Origin of the sequence: Pseudomonas sp. Q2-TVG4-2 (genome assembly GCF_013620795.1) — a bacterium.
Classification (GTDB): Bacteria; Pseudomonadota; Gammaproteobacteria; order Pseudomonadales; family Pseudomonadaceae; genus Stutzerimonas.
The window spans coordinates 404,695-420,046 of record NZ_LGLW01000001.1 but is presented as its reverse complement, the minus strand read 5'-3'; the positions used below and the strand labels follow the sequence as shown (position 1 = coordinate 420,046).

18 protein-coding genes and 1 pseudogene are annotated in these 15,352 nt (G+C 58.8%); 7 read left to right on the top strand and 12 right to left on the bottom strand.

Features of this window, described 5'->3' with window-relative positions; translation table 11 throughout:
* Positions 1 to 69 precede the first annotated feature (69 nt).
* On the top strand, positions 70 to 1,068 hold the full coding sequence (gene rpoS / locus H3028_RS02100; RefSeq protein ID WP_168423052.1) for an RNA polymerase sigma factor RpoS: 999 nt from the start codon (positions 70 to 72) through the stop codon (positions 1,066 to 1,068).
* Positions 1,069 to 1,654: 586 nt separating this feature from the next.
* Positions 1,655 to 1,801: a hypothetical protein gene (locus H3028_RS02095; protein WP_181295394.1), complete on the top strand. Its 147-nt coding sequence runs from the start codon at positions 1,655 to 1,657 to the stop codon at positions 1,799 to 1,801.
* A gap of 22 nt (positions 1,802 to 1,823) precedes the next feature.
* Here H3028_RS02095 and H3028_RS21180 read toward each other — a convergent pair whose 3' ends face one another.
* Both H3028_RS21180 and H3028_RS21175 read right to left on the bottom strand, forming a co-directional pair.
* Positions 1,824 to 2,240, bottom strand: coding sequence for an NUDIX domain-containing protein (locus H3028_RS21180; RefSeq protein ID WP_258237669.1), 417 nt, complete (start codon positions 2,238 to 2,240; stop codon positions 1,824 to 1,826).
* Positions 2,222 to 2,659 (bottom strand): GNAT family N-acetyltransferase, encoded by a 438-nt coding sequence (locus H3028_RS21175; protein ID WP_258237668.1) that lies wholly within the window; start codon positions 2,657 to 2,659, stop codon positions 2,222 to 2,224. Before H3028_RS21175 ends, H3028_RS21180 begins: the two co-directional genes overlap by 19 nt.
* Positions 2,660 to 2,822: 163 nt before the next feature.
* Here H3028_RS21175 and H3028_RS02085 point away from each other — a divergent pair, with 163 nt between their 5' ends.
* Entirely contained in the window at positions 2,823 to 4,763 is a 1,941-nt protein-coding gene (locus H3028_RS02085; RefSeq protein WP_181295393.1) for a sodium:solute symporter family protein, read from the top strand.
* Positions 4,764 to 5,015: 252 nt separating this feature from the next.
* Positions 5,016 to 5,531 (top strand): hypothetical protein, encoded by a 516-nt coding sequence (locus H3028_RS02080; protein WP_181295392.1) that lies wholly within the window; start codon positions 5,016 to 5,018, stop codon positions 5,529 to 5,531.
* An 87-nt stretch (positions 5,532 to 5,618) separates the two neighbouring features.
* On the opposite strand, the gene H3028_RS02075 is transcribed toward H3028_RS02080, so the two are convergent.
* The 3 genes from H3028_RS02075 to H3028_RS02065 all read right to left on the bottom strand — a co-directional run bounded on the left by H3028_RS02075 (position 5,619) and on the right by H3028_RS02065 (position 7,534).
* Positions 5,619 to 6,410, bottom strand: coding sequence for an SIR2 family protein (locus H3028_RS02075; protein WP_181295391.1), 792 nt, complete (start codon positions 6,408 to 6,410; stop codon positions 5,619 to 5,621).
* 12 nt (positions 6,411 to 6,422) lie between these two features.
* Complete coding sequence (locus H3028_RS02070) at positions 6,423 to 6,971, bottom strand: non-canonical purine NTP pyrophosphatase (protein WP_181295390.1); 549 nt, start codon at positions 6,969 to 6,971, stop codon at positions 6,423 to 6,425.
* A 125-nt stretch (positions 6,972 to 7,096) separates the two neighbouring features.
* Entirely contained in the window at positions 7,097 to 7,534 is a 438-nt protein-coding gene (locus H3028_RS02065; protein WP_181295389.1) for a group II truncated hemoglobin, read from the bottom strand.
* A gap of 123 nt (positions 7,535 to 7,657) precedes the next feature.
* Between H3028_RS02065 and H3028_RS02060 the strand changes: the two genes are divergently transcribed.
* Positions 7,658 to 8,089: a universal stress protein gene (locus H3028_RS02060; RefSeq protein WP_168423044.1), complete on the top strand. Its 432-nt coding sequence runs from the start codon at positions 7,658 to 7,660 to the stop codon at positions 8,087 to 8,089.
* 26 nt (positions 8,090 to 8,115) lie between these two features.
* On the opposite strand, the gene H3028_RS02055 is transcribed toward H3028_RS02060, so the two are convergent.
* Positions 8,116 to 8,460, bottom strand: coding sequence for a YajD family HNH nuclease (locus tag H3028_RS02055; RefSeq protein WP_181295388.1), 345 nt, complete (start codon positions 8,458 to 8,460; stop codon positions 8,116 to 8,118).
* A 40-nt stretch (positions 8,461 to 8,500) separates the two neighbouring features.
* Positions 8,501 to 9,205, bottom strand: coding sequence for a YebC/PmpR family DNA-binding transcriptional regulator (locus tag H3028_RS02050; protein ID WP_181295954.1), 705 nt, complete (start codon positions 9,203 to 9,205; stop codon positions 8,501 to 8,503).
* A 235-nt stretch (positions 9,206 to 9,440) separates the two neighbouring features.
* Here H3028_RS02050 and H3028_RS02045 point away from each other — a divergent pair, with 235 nt between their 5' ends.
* Entirely contained in the window at positions 9,441 to 10,337 is an 897-nt protein-coding gene (locus H3028_RS02045; protein WP_181295387.1) for an EamA family transporter, read from the top strand.
* Positions 10,338 to 10,395: 58 nt separating this feature from the next.
* Here H3028_RS02045 and H3028_RS21170 read toward each other — a convergent pair whose 3' ends face one another.
* The 5 genes and pseudogenes from H3028_RS21170 to H3028_RS02030 all read right to left on the bottom strand — a co-directional run bounded on the left by H3028_RS21170 (position 10,396) and on the right by H3028_RS02030 (position 13,698).
* The gene (locus H3028_RS21170) at positions 10,396 to 10,527 is read right to left on the bottom strand and encodes a hypothetical protein (RefSeq protein WP_256059203.1); all 132 of its coding nucleotides are present in this window, start codon (positions 10,525 to 10,527) and stop codon (positions 10,396 to 10,398) included.
* Between the two features lie 179 nt (positions 10,528 to 10,706).
* The gene (locus H3028_RS21515) at positions 10,707 to 11,579 is read right to left on the bottom strand and encodes a methyl-accepting chemotaxis protein (protein WP_375154390.1); all 873 of its coding nucleotides are present in this window, start codon (positions 11,577 to 11,579) and stop codon (positions 10,707 to 10,709) included.
* Positions 11,562 to 12,536 (bottom strand): annotated as a pseudogene (locus H3028_RS21510) (methyl-accepting chemotaxis protein); the annotation flags it as partial. The pseudogene H3028_RS21510 and the gene H3028_RS21515, both read right to left, overlap by 18 nt.
* A gap of 266 nt (positions 12,537 to 12,802) precedes the next feature.
* Positions 12,803 to 13,477: an MOSC domain-containing protein gene (locus tag H3028_RS02035; protein ID WP_181295385.1), complete on the bottom strand. Its 675-nt coding sequence runs from the start codon at positions 13,475 to 13,477 to the stop codon at positions 12,803 to 12,805.
* A 32-nt stretch (positions 13,478 to 13,509) separates the two neighbouring features.
* Positions 13,510 to 13,698, bottom strand: coding sequence for a hypothetical protein (locus H3028_RS02030; RefSeq protein WP_181295384.1), 189 nt, complete (start codon positions 13,696 to 13,698; stop codon positions 13,510 to 13,512).
* A gap of 124 nt (positions 13,699 to 13,822) precedes the next feature.
* On the opposite strand from H3028_RS02030, the gene dgt reads away from it, so the two are divergent.
* The gene (dgt, locus tag H3028_RS02025) at positions 13,823 to 15,319 is read left to right on the top strand and encodes a dGTPase (protein WP_181295383.1); all 1,497 of its coding nucleotides are present in this window, start codon (positions 13,823 to 13,825) and stop codon (positions 15,317 to 15,319) included.
* Positions 15,320 to 15,352 lie beyond the last annotated feature (33 nt).

Below are 15,352 nucleotides of genomic sequence, written 5' to 3'. Positions count from 1 at the left end.
GGGCTTGAGCGCTACCAGGGAGTGCGTGCCGCCCGAGCCTGTTGTCGAACTCAGAACAGGAAAACAATAATGGCTCTCAAAAAAGAAGTGCCGGAGTTTGACGTAGACGATGCCGTTCTACTCATGGAACCATCCGCGGCCGCTGATCCAGTCAGCGATATATCCCGCGCCGGTTCAACGGGCACCCGATCCAAGACCGCAACCGCCAAGCAACACAAATTCATCGATTACACCCGGGCGCTGGACGCCACTCAGCTGTACCTCAACGAAATCGGTTTTTCGCCCCTCCTGACACCCGAGCAAGAAGTGCACTATGCGCGTCTGGCGCAAAAGGGCGATCCGGCGGGGCGCAAGCGCATGATCGAAAGTAACCTGCGGCTCGTGGTGAAGATCGCTCGACGCTACGTCAACCGTGGGCTGTCTTTGCTAGATCTGGTCGAGGAGGGCAACCTCGGGCTGATACGGGCTGTGGAAAAATTCGACCCCGAGCGCGGTTTCCGTTTTTCCACTTACGCGACCTGGTGGATACGGCAGACCATCGAGCGGGCGATCATGAATCAGACCCGTACCATCCGCCTGCCCATACACGTGGTCAAGGAGCTGAACGTCTATCTGCGTGCTGCTCGCGAACTGACTCAGAAGCTCGACCACGAGCCCAGCCCCGAGGAAATCGCCAACCTGCTTGAGAAGCCGGTTGCCGAAGTCAAGCGGATGCTGGGATTGAACGAGCGCGTGACCTCGGTAGATGTGTCCCTGGGACCGGATACCGACAAAACATTGCTTGATACCCTCACCGATGACCGGCCGAGCGATCCCTGCGATCTTTTGCTCGACGATGACCTGTCGGAGAGCATTGACCAGTGGTTATCCGATCTGACCGAGAAGCAACGCGAAGTAGTCATCCGGCGCTTCGGCCTACGTGGTCATGAAAGCTGCACCTTGGAGGAGGTCGGTCAGGAGATCGGACTGACTCGTGAGCGCGTGCGGCAGATTCAGGTCGAGGCACTCAAGCGCCTGCGCGAGATACTCGAGCGTAACGGCCTGTCGAGCGAATCCCTGTTTCGCTGATGCCCGGCGCCCCTTACTGCAAGGTAAGGGGCACTACTCCCTTTTGAACGATTGGCTTTTCTTGAGGCTCAGGCTTTGCTGCGCCGCCTTCTAATCGGCGGCGCTCGGGCGGGCCAATCAATAGGGTTAAATCTCGCTCTGCCAAATTTCCTTCGAAGCTCTAATTCATGTAAGTATTTGCTTACATGCGCTGTAAGCAAAGCTTGAAAACGGTCCGCGATGATCGCCTTTTTCGAGGGGCTGTCTTTCATAACATTTTGTTAATAAAGGGATTTATCAAAAAGATACATAAAGACCCAGAGCGCCATCATGCATTTTTCAGCCTTGCTATGGTCGCCCAAAGCCTTAATATCGAACCTGTGCTTAAGGACAAGCACAGCCGGCATGGAAGTCGGTCAGGATCAACCGCTGGATGTGGTTTCATCAGGACGATGAGCAGGAAACAAAAGGAAGTAGGGAAGGAGGCGGGCGGGGCTTAAGCCCCGCCCCTTTTTTTTGCCTGCAATTTGAGTGATCGTCGGCTGTTTGGCGAACGACTGCTCGACTAGGTGGCCTAATGTTCGTGACACACTCAAAGGAGTTCATCATGAACGGCAACGACCCGAATGCACCTGCCCAACCGGGGCAGGATCAGGAAGATCAGATCAAACGCCGTCCAGACGAGGCTGATGAGGATCACCTGGACGAAGCGCTGGAAGAGACTTTCCCGGCAAGTGACCCCATTTCCCCGTAGCCCGACCGGCTCTGATAGCGTTTCAACCTTCGGCGGCTAGCCGCCGAAGTAACGCAGGGAGCACCTGCTCATGCAGCAACGGGGCCAGATGATCCTGCTGTTGCGTATTCAGTTCCAGCCAGGCAAATGCTTCAATTTCCGCTTGTACTTGCACTTCGCCTGCCAGGCGACCCATGAAGACATCCGCTTCGACCCAGTGGCCCGGTTCGTTGGCCGCACGCGAGCGGAAATGCCCGAGCGACTGCAGCTGCGAAGTCTCCATCCTTAGATCAAGCTCTTCATGAAGCTCCCGCCTGAGCGCCTGCCGTGGCGTCTCCCCAGCTTCTAGCTTGCCGCCAGGCAACATGAATACGCTTGTGCCGCGTTTGCGTACGACCAGCACCCGGCCGGCTCCGTCGAGCAGGCAAGCTGTAGCGATCGTCAGAACGGTAGGGGACATACAGCTCTCTCGTTCTCGTGCCATAGCGCCACGAGGGTATTGTTTCGGTTGTAGCGCTGTAGGCGGGACGCCAACGACTCCGGCAACGTGGAAGGCTCGCTGAAGCCCTGCTGTTGGTAAAAACGGATTAGCTTCGGCTCACAGAACAGCCAGACAGCTCCTTCGCTAGCGGCCAGTGCCCGAGCCACCAAACGCTTTGCCAACCCTTGGTTGCGCTGATTTGGCGCGACCAGCAATCCGGTTAGCCAGCGGCCATCGGCGATACGGGTCATGCAGAGTCCCGCAGCGATATCCGTGTTTTCCGCGACCCAGCAGCACGCCCCGGCCGGCATCCGCATATGGCTGCGGTGGGCTCGGTAGAACTTGTTGAGTAGAGGCCGGCACTCGGTCGGTAGCTGACGCAAATGGAATTCGGACATGAGCGATACCTGACGGCGCGCCGCGCATGGTAACCAATGCTGGCCGCCGCTGCGTCCGTGGGCGGCGGCGTGGTGCCTTCGCCCGTTCATCCGAACGCTGCAATCTTTGGCCGTTGCGCAGGTTCTCAGCTAGAGCAGCCCTTCCAACAAAGGATAAAACAATATGTTGGATCTACTGATAGTGGTGGCTTTCATCCTATACGGTCTGGGTTCCGGTCTGCGCGCACGCGGCAAGGCCTCTCAGAGTCTCGATGAGTATTTTCTTGCGGGCAGGACCATAAAGGGCTGGAAGGCTGGTTTTTCCATGGGCGCGACCCAGTTCGCCGCTGATACGCCACTTTTGGTGACCGGCCTGGTTGCGACGGCAGGCGTCTTCGCGCTCTGGCGACTGTGGATCTATGGTCTTGCATTTTTGCTGATGGCGTTCGTGTTTGCGGTGGGCTGGCGCCGCGCCGGAGTGTTGACCGATGCCGAACTGACTCGTGTGCGCTATAGCGGCAAGGGCGTCACGCCGTTGCGTTTACTCAAGGCCATCTACTACGGCACGGTGATCAACTGCGTTGTGCTCGCCATGGTACTGGTGGCGGCTATCCGCATCGCCGAGGTGTTTCTGCCCTGGCATCTATGGCTGCCCGCCGGCCTATACGAACCCATTGTGGGTTTCATCGCCAGCACTGGGATTCAACTCGGCGAGAGCATCACCGGGCTGGAGCCGGCGATGATGAGCGCCAACAATCTCATATCGATCCTGTTGATCCTTGCGTTTACTGCAATGTATTCGATCACTGGAGGGCTGCGGGCGGTGGTGCAGACGGATGTCGTGCAGTTCAGTCTGGCCATGATTGGCACGCTGCTCTATGCCTGGTTCGTCGTCGATGCGGCCGGCGGTTTGGGCGGACTGACCGATCGCATTGTCGAACTCTACGGTGTCGATCAGGCCAGCAAAATGCTCTCGTTCGCGCCTCCGGCGAACGCTGGGGAAGCGCTGATGCCATTTCTGGTGATCGTTGGTTTGCAATGGTTCTTCCAGATGAACTCCGACGGCACCGGCTATCTTGCGCAACGAAGCATGGCCTGCCCAACTGACCGCGACGCCAGGATCGCCGGGCTGGTGTTTGCCTGGCTGCAAATTTTCCTGCGCAGTCTGTTCTGGATGGCGATTGCGGTCGGGCTATTGGTGCTTTATCCATTCACGCCTGCGGAAATGGCCGGCGATGGCTTTACTGCCGGACGGGAAGCGCTATTCGTTCAGGGCATCGAGGAGCTGTTGCCTCCGGGTGTACGCGGGCTGATGCTGGTTGGCCTGCTGGCAGCCTTGGCCTCAACAGTCGATACACATCTCAACTGGGGCGCATCCTATTGGAGCAACGATGTGTATGGCGGGGTGTTTGCGCCGCACGTGCTCAAACGCAAGCCAAGGGACCGGGAACTGGTGGTCGTGGCGCGGTTGTCCAACGTGCTTATTCTCGCAATTGCAATGATCATCATGGCTAACTTGGGCTCGATCCAGACAGCCTGGTTCATTTCGCTGCTGTTCGGCGCGGGGATGGGATCGGTGCTGGTACTGCGGTGGCTCTGGGAGCGTATCAATCTATATTCCGAGCTGACCGCAATGGGTGTTTCGCTGATCACCGCGCCCTTGCTGCTCTACTATCTGGGGACCGATCCGGAAGGCGAGTGGATACGCCTCGGCATCATGGCGCTGGTTACCACCACGGCAGCCATCCTCGTCACCTTCATTACGCCAGCCACCGACGATGCCACGCTTAAACGCTTCTATCGCCGCGTGCGACCGTTCGGCTTCTGGCGGCACGCCGCGATGCTCAACGGCATTGGCGCAGCGGTATCAGTCAAGGCGCTCGGTACCCGTCTGTTTGCCGTAGCCGTCACGGCGGTTTCGCTTTTCTCGCTGCTGGTCGGCGTGGGCCGCTTGTTGTTCCCCCCACCGGACGGCAGTTCCACTCTCAGCTGGGTATGTCTGGCGGTAGGCCTGTTACTAATACCGATATGGTTGCGGATCGCCATGGGACGAGACTTCGATACGGACCCTGAAGACGAGCCGCTGCCGGACCAGACGGCGACCAGCCAAGGTAGTTCTGCCTGATTATTCGGCGGGAGGGATGGGCCGTTTAGCTAGTTCTTTATACAAGCGGACCGGTTTATATCCTGGGTCCTTGCGATTCTAATATCCATATGGGTTAACTGGCGAAGCGGCGAGTTGGCGAGAAAACCTTTTGAAAATAGGTAATTACTCGGTATATCTAAAATAAAGTGAACAGTCTCGGCATGCTCCGGTCACTAGTAATGCGCATCGCGTAAGTTGCGTATTCCGCCAGTAAGAACAAGAGGTGTTGTCATGAACAAACTTTTCAAAACTTCCCTCCTGGTCGCCGCCATGCTTCCCGCGTTTGCAGTTGCCGCTCCGGTGGCAGGCGACCGTGAAGTCACGTTGGGCGGTGCGGGCAGTAGTGATAAGGACTTCGACGATACAGTGTTCTCCGTACAAGGTAGTTGGGGTACTTATTTGGACGAATCCTCGATGTGGGGCGTCCGGCAAACAGTCAATGCCCGAGACTCGGAAGGCGAGAGCGTGCAGTTCGACGGCTCGACCCGTGTGTTCTACGACTACCATTTCGGTACCGGCAATACCCGTCCGTTTGTGGGGCTGAGTGTTGGCGGAATCTATGGCGAGGAGGTCGATGAGACCTTCATGGGTGGTCCGGAAGTTGGCTTGAAATACTGGGTGCAGGACAAGACCTTCATCACCGCAATGGCCGAATATCAGTTCCTTTTCAAGAGTGGGAGCGATGCGCGGGATCGCTACGATGATGGTGCTTTCTTCTACAGCGTCGGTATTGGCTACAACTACTGAGGCCTGGGAGTGCGATGTCCAATGGCATCGCACTCGCTTACGCTTCGCTTGACTGCTTATACGCGGTGCAATAGCGAGACTGTTTAATCAGTCCTCAACGAGTTCCTTCAGAAAGTTCTGCAGTGCCTGTCCTGGCTCGTCATCCTCTGATGTAATCATTCGGATACCCCATTGGCTGAGGATTTCTTCCTGCACCGGGTTGGGTTTGTGTGAGAAGACATATGAGATCGGTCGGACGCCAAGGGTCTCATGTTCGTTCCACATCTTAGAAAGCTTGTAGAACAACAATCGAATGTTGGTATCGGAAAGGCTGTAACCGATAAACAGAACGGCTTTACTCAACGTGTCGGCGCGCAACTTGATATCGAGCGGCGTTTCGAATTGCAGCCGCTCGTAATAGCTGGTCTCGTCCAGCACGATCGAGTCATCATCATCGAAATCGCCATGAAACTTGACGATCTGCCGAACCCCGTCGCGCGCCTTCACCAGATCGCTGGCGTTGGCGATTTTGATATAGCTGACGCCGTGCGCGTCGTGGGCGTTTTCCAGCCAGCGATCGTAATTGGTGGTGTAGATGGCTGGAAAACGTCCCTGCACGATCAACCTGTGGATCTCCGAATCGCGAATCTCAATATCCTTGTGCCACTCGCGGTCCATCCAGCTGCGCAGTGGTCCGATGTTGCCCTTCTTGATGCGGTAATACTCTGCGAGCGAGAGGAAATTGCCGTAGGTATCGAAAACGTCAGGGTCGTAATCGAGCTGTAGCGCAATCTCGTCGATCAAGTTGCGCCACGGTGGCAGTCCGATGTTGGCCGATACGCCAGAGCCCACGAAAAGAATCAGGCGGTTGTGCCGGTACGCCTCCAAAAGCTTCTGCATCGACTACCTCTCTCAGGCCCCACGGAGGTGTGTGACGAAGGCCTCCAGGGCCCGTTTGCGCATGGACAAATCATTATGGATGCCCCCTAGCTCGGCGAAGGTGCAGGAGTAGCCGTCGGGAATGAATACATTGTCCCACTCGAAGCCTTCATCGCCCGCCGGCTCGCGAGAAATCCGGCCGGCGACCTCGCCCTCGAAAAAATGCCGCTTGCGGCCATCACAGTAGCCGATCAGGGTGCGTGCTACCGCCGAGGGATCCTCCAGATTGCCGATCAGTTCGGAGAAGCGCACCGCGTGCAGACGGTCCCAGAACGCCTGCGTAAGCCCGCCGGGGAAGCCGTTCAGACTGGTGATGAAGAGTCCGGAATGTTCGACAAACACGGGCTTGCCGATCAGCTTGAAGGCGCTCAGTAACTTATCGCTGACCAGTTGGTAGAGGTCTTCGGTCTGGGTTTCAACGATGCGCACCGGAAAATTGATGATCTCGATGCCGCTGTGCCCTAGAAATTCTCCTGCATCGCGAATCTTCTGCTCGTTGACCGAGGCAAAGCGGATCTTCATGTCGACTCACCTGACTGCGCTGTTCGAACCGGGTGCGGCGGGGTGCGCATCGTGCCTCCGCAATGGGTATGACGCAGCGATCAGCTCAGGGTTCGGCCGCTCAGCCCATGGTGAGCCGAACCAGGCTAGTGTGGGTGCGCCGGGCAGGCCCGTTGTCCTGCTTGGAGAATACGTTCCGCCGGCACGCGCAGCTGCGCCAACAGGTAGTTGGCGAAGTCCGCCGGATAGCGCTGCCTGGCAATGGCTTGAGCCATGCATTCGAGCCAGGCGTCTCGCTCGGCCTCTCCCACTTTCCAGCGCGTGTGGAATTGCGGAATGCTGATGCTGCCGAACTTCTCAGCGTAGCGGCGAGGTCCGCCCAGCCAGCCACAGAGAAAGGCCACCAGCCGTTCGCGCGATTCGCAAAGGTCTTGCGGATACAGCTGTCGCACGCAAGCGGCAGCTTCGGTCTCGTCCATGATCCGATAGAAGTCTGCGACCAGACGTTCGATGCCTGTCTCGCCTCCAGCTGCCTGAAATGAGGCATCAGCGATGCCATACGGAACTGCGCTAAGTGTATTCATGAGCTGGCCTTGAAATGGAGGCGTTTTACAAAGTATTGATCCAGAGCAACCGATCCGATCTTGGCGATCGGGCGTGGTTGGGTGTTGGTCTATGCTGTATCCAACAATCGACGGAGACCCTCAATGCGCAATATTCTTCTAGCTTACGACGGTTCGGACAATGCCAAACGAGCACTGCAATACATCATCGATTTCGCCGCCGACGCACCTAAGCGGCTTCAGGTGCATGTGTTGAACGTGCAGCAGGAACCGGTGCTATACGGCGAATTCGTCACTGCAAACGCGGTTGAAGAGCTGAACAAGAGCTTCCTCGATAAATCGCATCGGACAATCGAAGAAGCCGCTACGGCGCTGCAAACGGCCGGAGTCGCGCATCAGTCCCACGCGATTCTGGGTAACGTGGCGGAGCAGGTGAACGCTGCAGTGCAGCAATTCGGCTGTGACACCGTGGTGATGGGTACGCGTGGGCTCGGGAGTTTCACCGGCATGCTGCTCGGTTCGGTTGCCAATCGGGTGGTTCATGAGGTTTCGGTACCGGTACTGCTGGTGAAGTGACCGGCACCGAGGCGACCGGGCTGGGATCAGTCCGGCTTGCTCTTGAGCAGGTCGCCCAGCCCGGCGAAGGCCTTGAACGTCTCCTTCGGGCCAAGATCGCTGCCCGGTTTGGCTTCGGCGTGATACTGATTGTCCGTGTAGCGTGAATGCTCGTTATCGTGACAGTACAGGCAGAGCAGCTCCCAATTCGAGCCGTCCTCGGGGTTGTTGTCGTGGTTGTGGTCCTTGTGATGGACCGTCAACTCGCTCAGCCGCTTGCCCGAGAACTCCCGGGCGCAGCGTCCGCAGACCCAGGGGTACATTTTCAGCGCCTTTTCACGATATCCCTGTTCGCGCTGGGCATAGGGTGTGTTCGGCTTGTTGGTGCTCATTACCTTGCCTCTTCTGATTCAGATCCGGAACTGACCGCTGTCAGCCCGCCAGCCCGACGTAGACATTTTGCACATCGTCGTGGGCGTCGATGGCGTTGAGGAAGGCTTCGACTTCCTCGAGCTGCGCGTCGGTCAGGCTTGTGACCGGGTTCTTCGGTCGATAGCCCAGCTGTGCCGACTGCACGGTGAAGCCCTGTTCGGGCAGCGCACGGCAGACCATGTCCAGGTCGGTCACGTCACTGATGAACAGCGTTGCGCCATCTTCGGCTGCTTCGAAATCTTGTGCACCGGCTTCAATGGCAGCCAATTCCGGGTCGGCATCCGCAGAGGCCGGTGCCGCTTCGATCATGCCGCAATGATCGAAATCCCAGGCCACCGAACCGGACGCGCCGAGCTGACCCTTGCGGAACAGAACGCGGATTTCGGCGACGGTGCGGTTGACGTTATCGGTCAGGCACTCGACGATCAGCGGCACCTGATGAGGAGCGAATCCTTCATAAATGGTGCGCTCGTAGTGGACGCTTTCGCCGAGCAGGCCCGCGCCTTTCTTAATGGCGCGCTCCAGGGTTTCGCGTGGCATCGAGGCCTTCTTGGCCTGCTCCACCACCAGGCGCAGGCGGGGATTCATGTCCGGGTCGGCACCGCTGCGGGCCGCGATCATGATTTCCTTCGACAGCTTGCCGAAAGTGCGTCCCTTCGCGTTGGCTGCTGCTTCCTTATGTTTCGCTTTCCACTGTGCGCCCATGGTTACTCTCGTGATTAATGTGGAACTGGTGGTGTTTCCGTTTGACGTCGATTCTAGCCGTTGCAGCTGATACAGGCACGGCCTGAGCGTGTAGTCTCCGGCAGGGGAGCGCGATTCAGGCTGCCGGGCATCACCAGGCGGCACCGACTGTATCGTCGTTTTGCGTGTTCGCTGTATGAGTGCGCCGACGCCGTGCTCAGGCTTTAATGAGGTCTTTGCTTGCGGAGAAACCGCCATGTCGCCCAAGGACCTGCTGCTGGCCCTGGTCGTGATCATTGTCTGGGGCATGAATTTCGTTGTGATCAAGATCGGCCTGGATGACATCCCGCCGATGCTGCTCGGCGGACTCCGGTTCACGCTCGCGGCTTTTCCCGCCATTCTCTTCGTCAAGAGGCCGCAGATGCCGCTGCGCTGGCTGCTGGCTTATGGCGCGACCATTTCGCTGGGTCAGTTCGCCTTTCTGTTCTCCGCCATGAAAGTCGGCATGCCTGCGGGGCTGGCCTCGCTGGTGCTGCAGTCGCAGGCGTTCTTCACCTTGTTCTTCGCTGCGTTGTTTCTCGGCGAGCGATTACGCGCGACCAATCTGATCGGATTGCTGATCGCCGCCGGAGGGCTGCTGCTGATCGGCATGCAAGGTGACCGTAGCATGACGCTGGCCGGCTTCGTACTGACCATCTGTGCGGCGTCGATGTGGGCGTTGGGCAACATCGTCACGCGCAAGGTAGGCAAGGTAAATCTGGTGGGATTGGTGGTCTGGGGCAGCCTGATCCCGCCGATTCCGTTCTTTGCCTTGTCCTGGCTGATGGAAGGGCCACAGACGATCGAAAGTGCGTTGCGCGGGATAGGTCTGAGCTCGATTCTGGTGCTGGTCTATCTGGCGTTTGGCGCCACCATTCTTGGCTACAGTCTATGGAGTCGCCTGCTGTCGCGATATCCGGCCAATACCGTGGCACCGTTCTCTCTGCTGGTGCCAGTGGTGGGGCTGACCTCGGCCGCGTTGCTGCTGGGCGAGCATCTGGGTGTGCTGCAGGCCGTCGGTGCGCTGCTGGTGATGCTGGGGCTAATCATCAATGTAGGCGGGGGCTGGGTGGCGGGCCGTCTGCGCTCGGCATTCGGAGGTTCGCCGGCCTGATGACAAAGCGCCCCGCGCCGGGAGCCGGGCGGGGCGGGGCGCTGCAACCTGGAGGATGTCAGCGGGCAGCGTGGCTGCCCAATAGAGGTGTCGCTCCGTTGGCTTTCTCTCGTTTGGCCACGCGTTTTTCCTGCGCGGTCTTTAGCGGTTTCTTTTTCGCATTTTTCTTTGTATCCATACCTTTGCTCATGATGTCGCCTCGCGGATTGATGGCTGGGTTATGCATCCCTGCGTTGGTCTGCTCTGTGCCAGTGCACCTCGGAGTGAGCGTAGGAGATTCGAGATAGGACGTCGTTGAGACTACGCCTGATTGTCGGGGCTGGATAGCACCACTTTACGCCGCGGCCAAGCCCTGCGGAGCGGGTGCCGTCACACCCTGAACCGGCTGATCAGCATTTGAAGTTCGTTGCCCAGGCGAGCCAACTCGGCGGTGGACGTGGCGGTCTCCCGGGCCGCTTCGGCAGACTGGTCGGCAACGTCACGCACGCTGAGCACGCTGCGATTGATTTCTTCAGCAACTGAACTCTGCTGCTCTGCGGCGGTGGCAATCTGCAGGTTCATCGCCTGGATGATCGACACCGTCTCAGTGATCGCCTGTAGCTCCTGCTCGACGTCCCGAGCCAACACGACGGTCTCAATGGCAAGGCCGCTGCTACTGTTCATCATGCCTGAGGCGTTGCGTGCTCCCTTCTGCAGGTTGCCGATGAGTTCCTCGATCTGCGCAGTCGATTGCTGCGTGCGTTGCGCCAAGCTGCGCACCTCGTCCGCTACCACGGCAAAACCTCGGCCCGCTTCACCGGCTCGCGCGGCTTCGATGGCCGCATTGAGCGCCAACAAATTGGTTTGTTCAGCGATACCGTTGATGACGGTGAGCACGGTGCTGATGCCATCGGTCTCTTGGTTCAGTTGGGTCATGGCCTCGGCCGATGAGTTGACCTCGCCAGAGAGGCGGTCGATCTGCGCCAATGCGCGTCGCACCACGGCGTTACCTTTGGTTGCTTGCTCATCCGCGCGTTTGGCTGCGCCCGATGCGTCTTCGGCATTGCGCGCTACTTCCTGCACTGTGGCAGTCATTTCATGCATGGCCGTGGCGACCTGATCGGTTTCCTGTCGCTGCCTGTTGACGCCAGCGCTGGTCTGTTCGGTAACGGTTGACAGCTCGTCGGAGGCAGTTGCCAATTGGGTAGTGATGCCACCGATATGGCCGATCAGCTGTTGTAGATTGCGGCGTGTGCTGTCCATCGCCTTGAGCAGTCGGCCGAACTCATCAGTGCGTTTTCCGGCTTCTTGCCCGGTCATGTCACCGGCGCCGATACGCTCGGCGAGGCGTACGGCCTGATCGAGTGGAAGGGTGATCTGGCGAACCATCAGAGCGCTGACCATCACGCCGAGTACGATCGCAAGCAGGGTGATGCCGACGACTTGTAGTTTCGTCGTCCGGGCGTCGTTCGTACGCTTTTCCGTCTGACCGGCGATGATGCCTTGAGCATGACCGTACAACTTGCTGAAGATCGCCTCCATGGCCAAGCGAGCCTGCTGCTGCGCGTCGACGATTGGCGGCAGTTTTTTCACCAGTTCGACGTATTCATTCGCGCTGGTCTTGAGAACCTTCAGGCTCTCGGCCTGTGGACCGATCAGCTCCCTTTCCAGCGGCTCGATGGCTGCATTTAGGTTATCGAACTGCTGGTTGAGCGCCTGCAAGCTTTCCTTGGATTCATCCATCAAATAGCCGCGGACGGTATAGCGCAGCAGGCGGTTCTGTTTGGAGAGCACCGTTGTCAGCAGAGCGATATTGGCAATGTCGCTGCTCTGGTGCAGCACGGGATTGCCCGGTACGCCGTTCCAGCGAAGTTCCAGATCGCCAATCAGCTTATCGGTGGCATTACCGGTGTTGACCCAGTTGGCGCGGGTCTGTTTCTTCCGCTCGCGCAGAGCCACCAGTTTCCGGAATGCGCTCTGGTAGCTGAGCGCTTCGTTGGCGATAGCTTCCATATCGCTACGGTCCCGCGGTTCGGAAAAGCTGGACTTCCGCTGCTCAACGATCCGGATGATGTTTGCCACCGCGTTATCAACCTGGCTGACATATTTGGCATCGCCTCGTTCCTCGAAGCGTACCTGCGCGTAGCGGATCTCGTTGGCTTCGTTGAGAAGACTTTCTGCCGTTTGTGCCTTGTCGCTGCGGGAGATGAGCGCATCCATGCTGAACACGCCGATAGCGGCGACGCATATGGTCAGCAGCAGGACGGAGGCGAAGCCTAAAGCCAACTTGTGGCGGACCTGAAGATTTTTCATTGTTATGCCTTGGGCCGGTAAGGGAAAGTCGATGTTGGTTGTAGGATCTCATCGGCGCAATTGGCTAATTCTTTAGGAGGTTGTCAGATGACTTGGAATGTTCCGCCCAGGAGTATTGTTTTTCGCGTATTGCTTGATGGCCAGGCGGTACGAGGGCTGTCACCGCCGACAGGTCAGAACAGAGTGCCCTGGTCTCGACGGTTGCGCTTCGCATCGAGGCGCTGGCGGAAGCGCTTGCGGTATTCAAATGCCAATGGCTCAAGCTCAGCGAGCCGGGCCAGTTCACTGTTCGCGGTGGCGTCATCGATGTAGCTGTGCCAGAGATGCGCTACGTTGATGGTCGGGTAGGGGCGCTCGACCAGGCACAGCGCGGCGCCGATGGCGATCTTGCCGGATTCGAGAGTGCGGTATAGCCAGCCGGTCCTGCCGCTTCTTGCCAGCTGTCGTGCGAGGCCGCGCGCATCGTGGCATCGGTCAAGATTGGCGCACGGCGAGCGCGGCTGGCTCACTTCGATCAATGCTTCGCCCCAGCGGAAGCGATCGCCGATGCACACCTGATGTTCGTCAATGCCCAGCGTGGAGATATTCTCACCGAAGGCGGCCGGACCGAACGGCCGGTGCGGATACAGGCTGCGCCAATGAACGTAGTGTTCGGCTGGGTAGTGGCAGAGGCTGCGATCCGGTCCGCCGTGAAACCGACGATCTGCAACCCGGTCACCATGCAGACCTTCGATATCGAGCCAGACCGGTATCCGTGCGAGCCGCTTGTCGATAGCCGAAGGTTTTTCAGTGCCAGGCAGGCGTGACAACTGGTTGCGCAGAAAGGGACCTTCAACCGGCCACTGCATGGTGTATACCTGCTGCGAAAAGCGCTGGAGCTTCAACGTTCATTGAGGTGGGCCAGCTCGCGGCGAACCATCGCGGCGTATTCCGGCGGGCTGAGCTGATACAGCTCTGCGGCGACCCAGGCCAGCCAGCGCGCGCCCAGTGCCGATTGCTGTTCGAGTAGCCGTCGTGCTTCGGCAGTCGCTCGCTCGGCATGTTGTTGGTGATATTCGGACCGGTTCATGGTGCTTCACTCATGGTTGGGCGGCCAATTCTAGTCCACAGAGTCCGACGTGGCGTACGGCGGTCTTGGTAAAGCCGGCGGGCCGCGCTAGGCTCGCGGTTCTTTTCACCAGCGAGCGCGATTCATGCCCCGGCCTGTCAATTTCAAGGACAAGATCTCCCGTCAGCGGCCCTATGGTCGTGTGGAGGCTGGGCTGAAGGCGTCCGAGGGCGACCTGCCACTCGTCATCGATCAGCTCGAAAGCGACCGTGGCCGCATCATCCACTCCGCTGCCGTGCGTCGGCTGCAGCAGAAGACTCAGGTGTTTCCACTGGAGCGCAATGCGGCGGTGCGCAGCCGTTTGACCCACTCGCTGGAAGTGCAGCAGACCGGTCGTTTCATCGTTCGCACGCTATACAAGCAGCTCGGCAACAAGGCTGGCGAGTATGGGCTTGATGGGCTCGAGGGCGCGCTGGAGAGCCTGGTCGAGATGACCTGCTTGATGCATGACATCGGCAATCCCCCCTTCGGCCATTTTGGCGAGTTCGCCATCGGTGAATGGTTCGGCGGCAAACTGGAGGCCTTGTTCGAGGCCGCCGTACCGGCAGGACAGGGCGATGCAGCGCTACGCAACCGTATGCTGGCCGATCTCAAGCAATTTGAAGGCAACGCCCAGGCTATTCGTCTGGTGGTCAACCTATTGCGGCTGAACCTGACCTATACCCAGACAGCGGGCCTGCTCAAGTATGTCCGTGCTGCCTACGCGCCGAAGCCGGCAAAGGGCACGGCTGGCGCCTACCTGCATAAGAAACCGGGCTTCTATCTGTCCGAAGAACCTTTCGTCACCGACCTGCGAAAGGCGTTGGACCTGCAACCCGGTACCCGCCATCCGGTTGCCTACATCATGGAGGCGGCGGACGACATCGCCTATTGCCTGGCGGATATCGAGGATTCGGTGGAGAAGGGTATCTTCACTATCGAGCAGCTGTCGCAATTGTTGCTGGCCAAGTTTGCCGAGCACGGCTCGCCAGACGAGCCGATTGCGGCAGCCGGCCGCAGCTTTCGCAGCATGGTTGACTATGCCGAATCGCGTGCAGAGAAAGAACCGATCAACAAGGTTGGCGAGTTCTTCATTTGGTTGCGGGTGAATCTGGTCCACCCGCTGGTGCAGCACGCGGCGCAGCAGTTCATCGAAAACATCGAGGCGGTGTATCACGGCACCCTGGACCGGGCACTGCTCGAAGATGCCAGCCTACCCAACGCCATCGTGCAAACATTCAAGGACGTGGCGATGGACCGAGTCTTCTGCCATCGCGAAGTGGAAACGTTGCAGCTGCAGGGATACCGAATCCTCCAGGGATTGCTGGACACCTACGCACCGCTGCTGCGCGTGGCTCCGGCGACGTTCCAGGCCTTGACCGAAGGGGGCTGTCGCAGCGAGCCACACCTGCAGATGCTTGCCCGGCGGTTGCCTAGCCAGCTGATCAAGGCCTACCACGAGGCGATGAAAGGGCACGCTGAGGGCACGCCCGACTGGCCGCTGTGGGAGTTCTATTACCGTTGCCGAATGCTGCAGGACTTCGTCAGCGGCATGACTGATCAGCTGGCCCAGGACGAGTTCCGCACCTTGTCGGCGCTGTAGTCGAATTTCCGGGCGCTTTTCTACAGCGCGCTG

Bases quoted from the DNA above. Each gene is read 5' to 3' on its own strand.
- rpoS (WP_168423052.1), top strand. From the start codon at position 70: ATGGCTCTCAAAAAAGAAGTGCCGGAGTTTGACGTAGACGATGCCGTT.
- H3028_RS02095 (WP_181295394.1), top strand. From the start codon at position 1,655: ATGAACGGCAACGACCCGAATGCACCTGCCCAACCGGGGCAGGATCAG.
- H3028_RS21180 (WP_258237669.1), bottom strand. From the start codon at position 2,240: ATGTCCCCTACCGTTCTGACGATCGCTACAGCTTGCCTGCTCGACGGA.
- H3028_RS21175 (WP_258237668.1), bottom strand. From the start codon at position 2,659: ATGTCCGAATTCCATTTGCGTCAGCTACCGACCGAGTGCCGGCCTCTA.
- H3028_RS02085 (WP_181295393.1), top strand. From the start codon at position 2,823: ATGTTGGATCTACTGATAGTGGTGGCTTTCATCCTATACGGTCTGGGT.
- H3028_RS02080 (WP_181295392.1), top strand. From the start codon at position 5,016: ATGAACAAACTTTTCAAAACTTCCCTCCTGGTCGCCGCCATGCTTCCC.
- H3028_RS02075 (WP_181295391.1), bottom strand. From the start codon at position 6,410: ATGCAGAAGCTTTTGGAGGCGTACCGGCACAACCGCCTGATTCTTTTC.
- H3028_RS02070 (WP_181295390.1), bottom strand. From the start codon at position 6,971: ATGAAGATCCGCTTTGCCTCGGTCAACGAGCAGAAGATTCGCGATGCA.
- H3028_RS02065 (WP_181295389.1), bottom strand. From the start codon at position 7,534: ATGAATACACTTAGCGCAGTTCCGTATGGCATCGCTGATGCCTCATTT.
- H3028_RS02060 (WP_168423044.1), top strand. From the start codon at position 7,658: ATGCGCAATATTCTTCTAGCTTACGACGGTTCGGACAATGCCAAACGA.
- H3028_RS02055 (WP_181295388.1), bottom strand. From the start codon at position 8,460: ATGAGCACCAACAAGCCGAACACACCCTATGCCCAGCGCGAACAGGGA.
- H3028_RS02050 (WP_181295954.1), bottom strand. From the start codon at position 9,205: ATGGGCGCACAGTGGAAAGCGAAACATAAGGAAGCAGCAGCCAACGCG.
- H3028_RS02045 (WP_181295387.1), top strand. From the start codon at position 9,441: ATGTCGCCCAAGGACCTGCTGCTGGCCCTGGTCGTGATCATTGTCTGG.
- H3028_RS21170 (WP_256059203.1), bottom strand. From the start codon at position 10,527: ATGAGCAAAGGTATGGATACAAAGAAAAATGCGAAAAAGAAACCGCTA.
- H3028_RS21515 (WP_375154390.1), bottom strand. From the start codon at position 11,579: ATGGACAGCACACGCCGCAATCTACAACAGCTGATCGGCCATATCGGT.
- H3028_RS02035 (WP_181295385.1), bottom strand. From the start codon at position 13,477: ATGCAGTGGCCGGTTGAAGGTCCCTTTCTGCGCAACCAGTTGTCACGC.
- H3028_RS02030 (WP_181295384.1), bottom strand. From the start codon at position 13,698: ATGAACCGGTCCGAATATCACCAACAACATGCCGAGCGAGCGACTGCC.
- dgt (WP_181295383.1), top strand. From the start codon at position 13,823: ATGCCCCGGCCTGTCAATTTCAAGGACAAGATCTCCCGTCAGCGGCCC.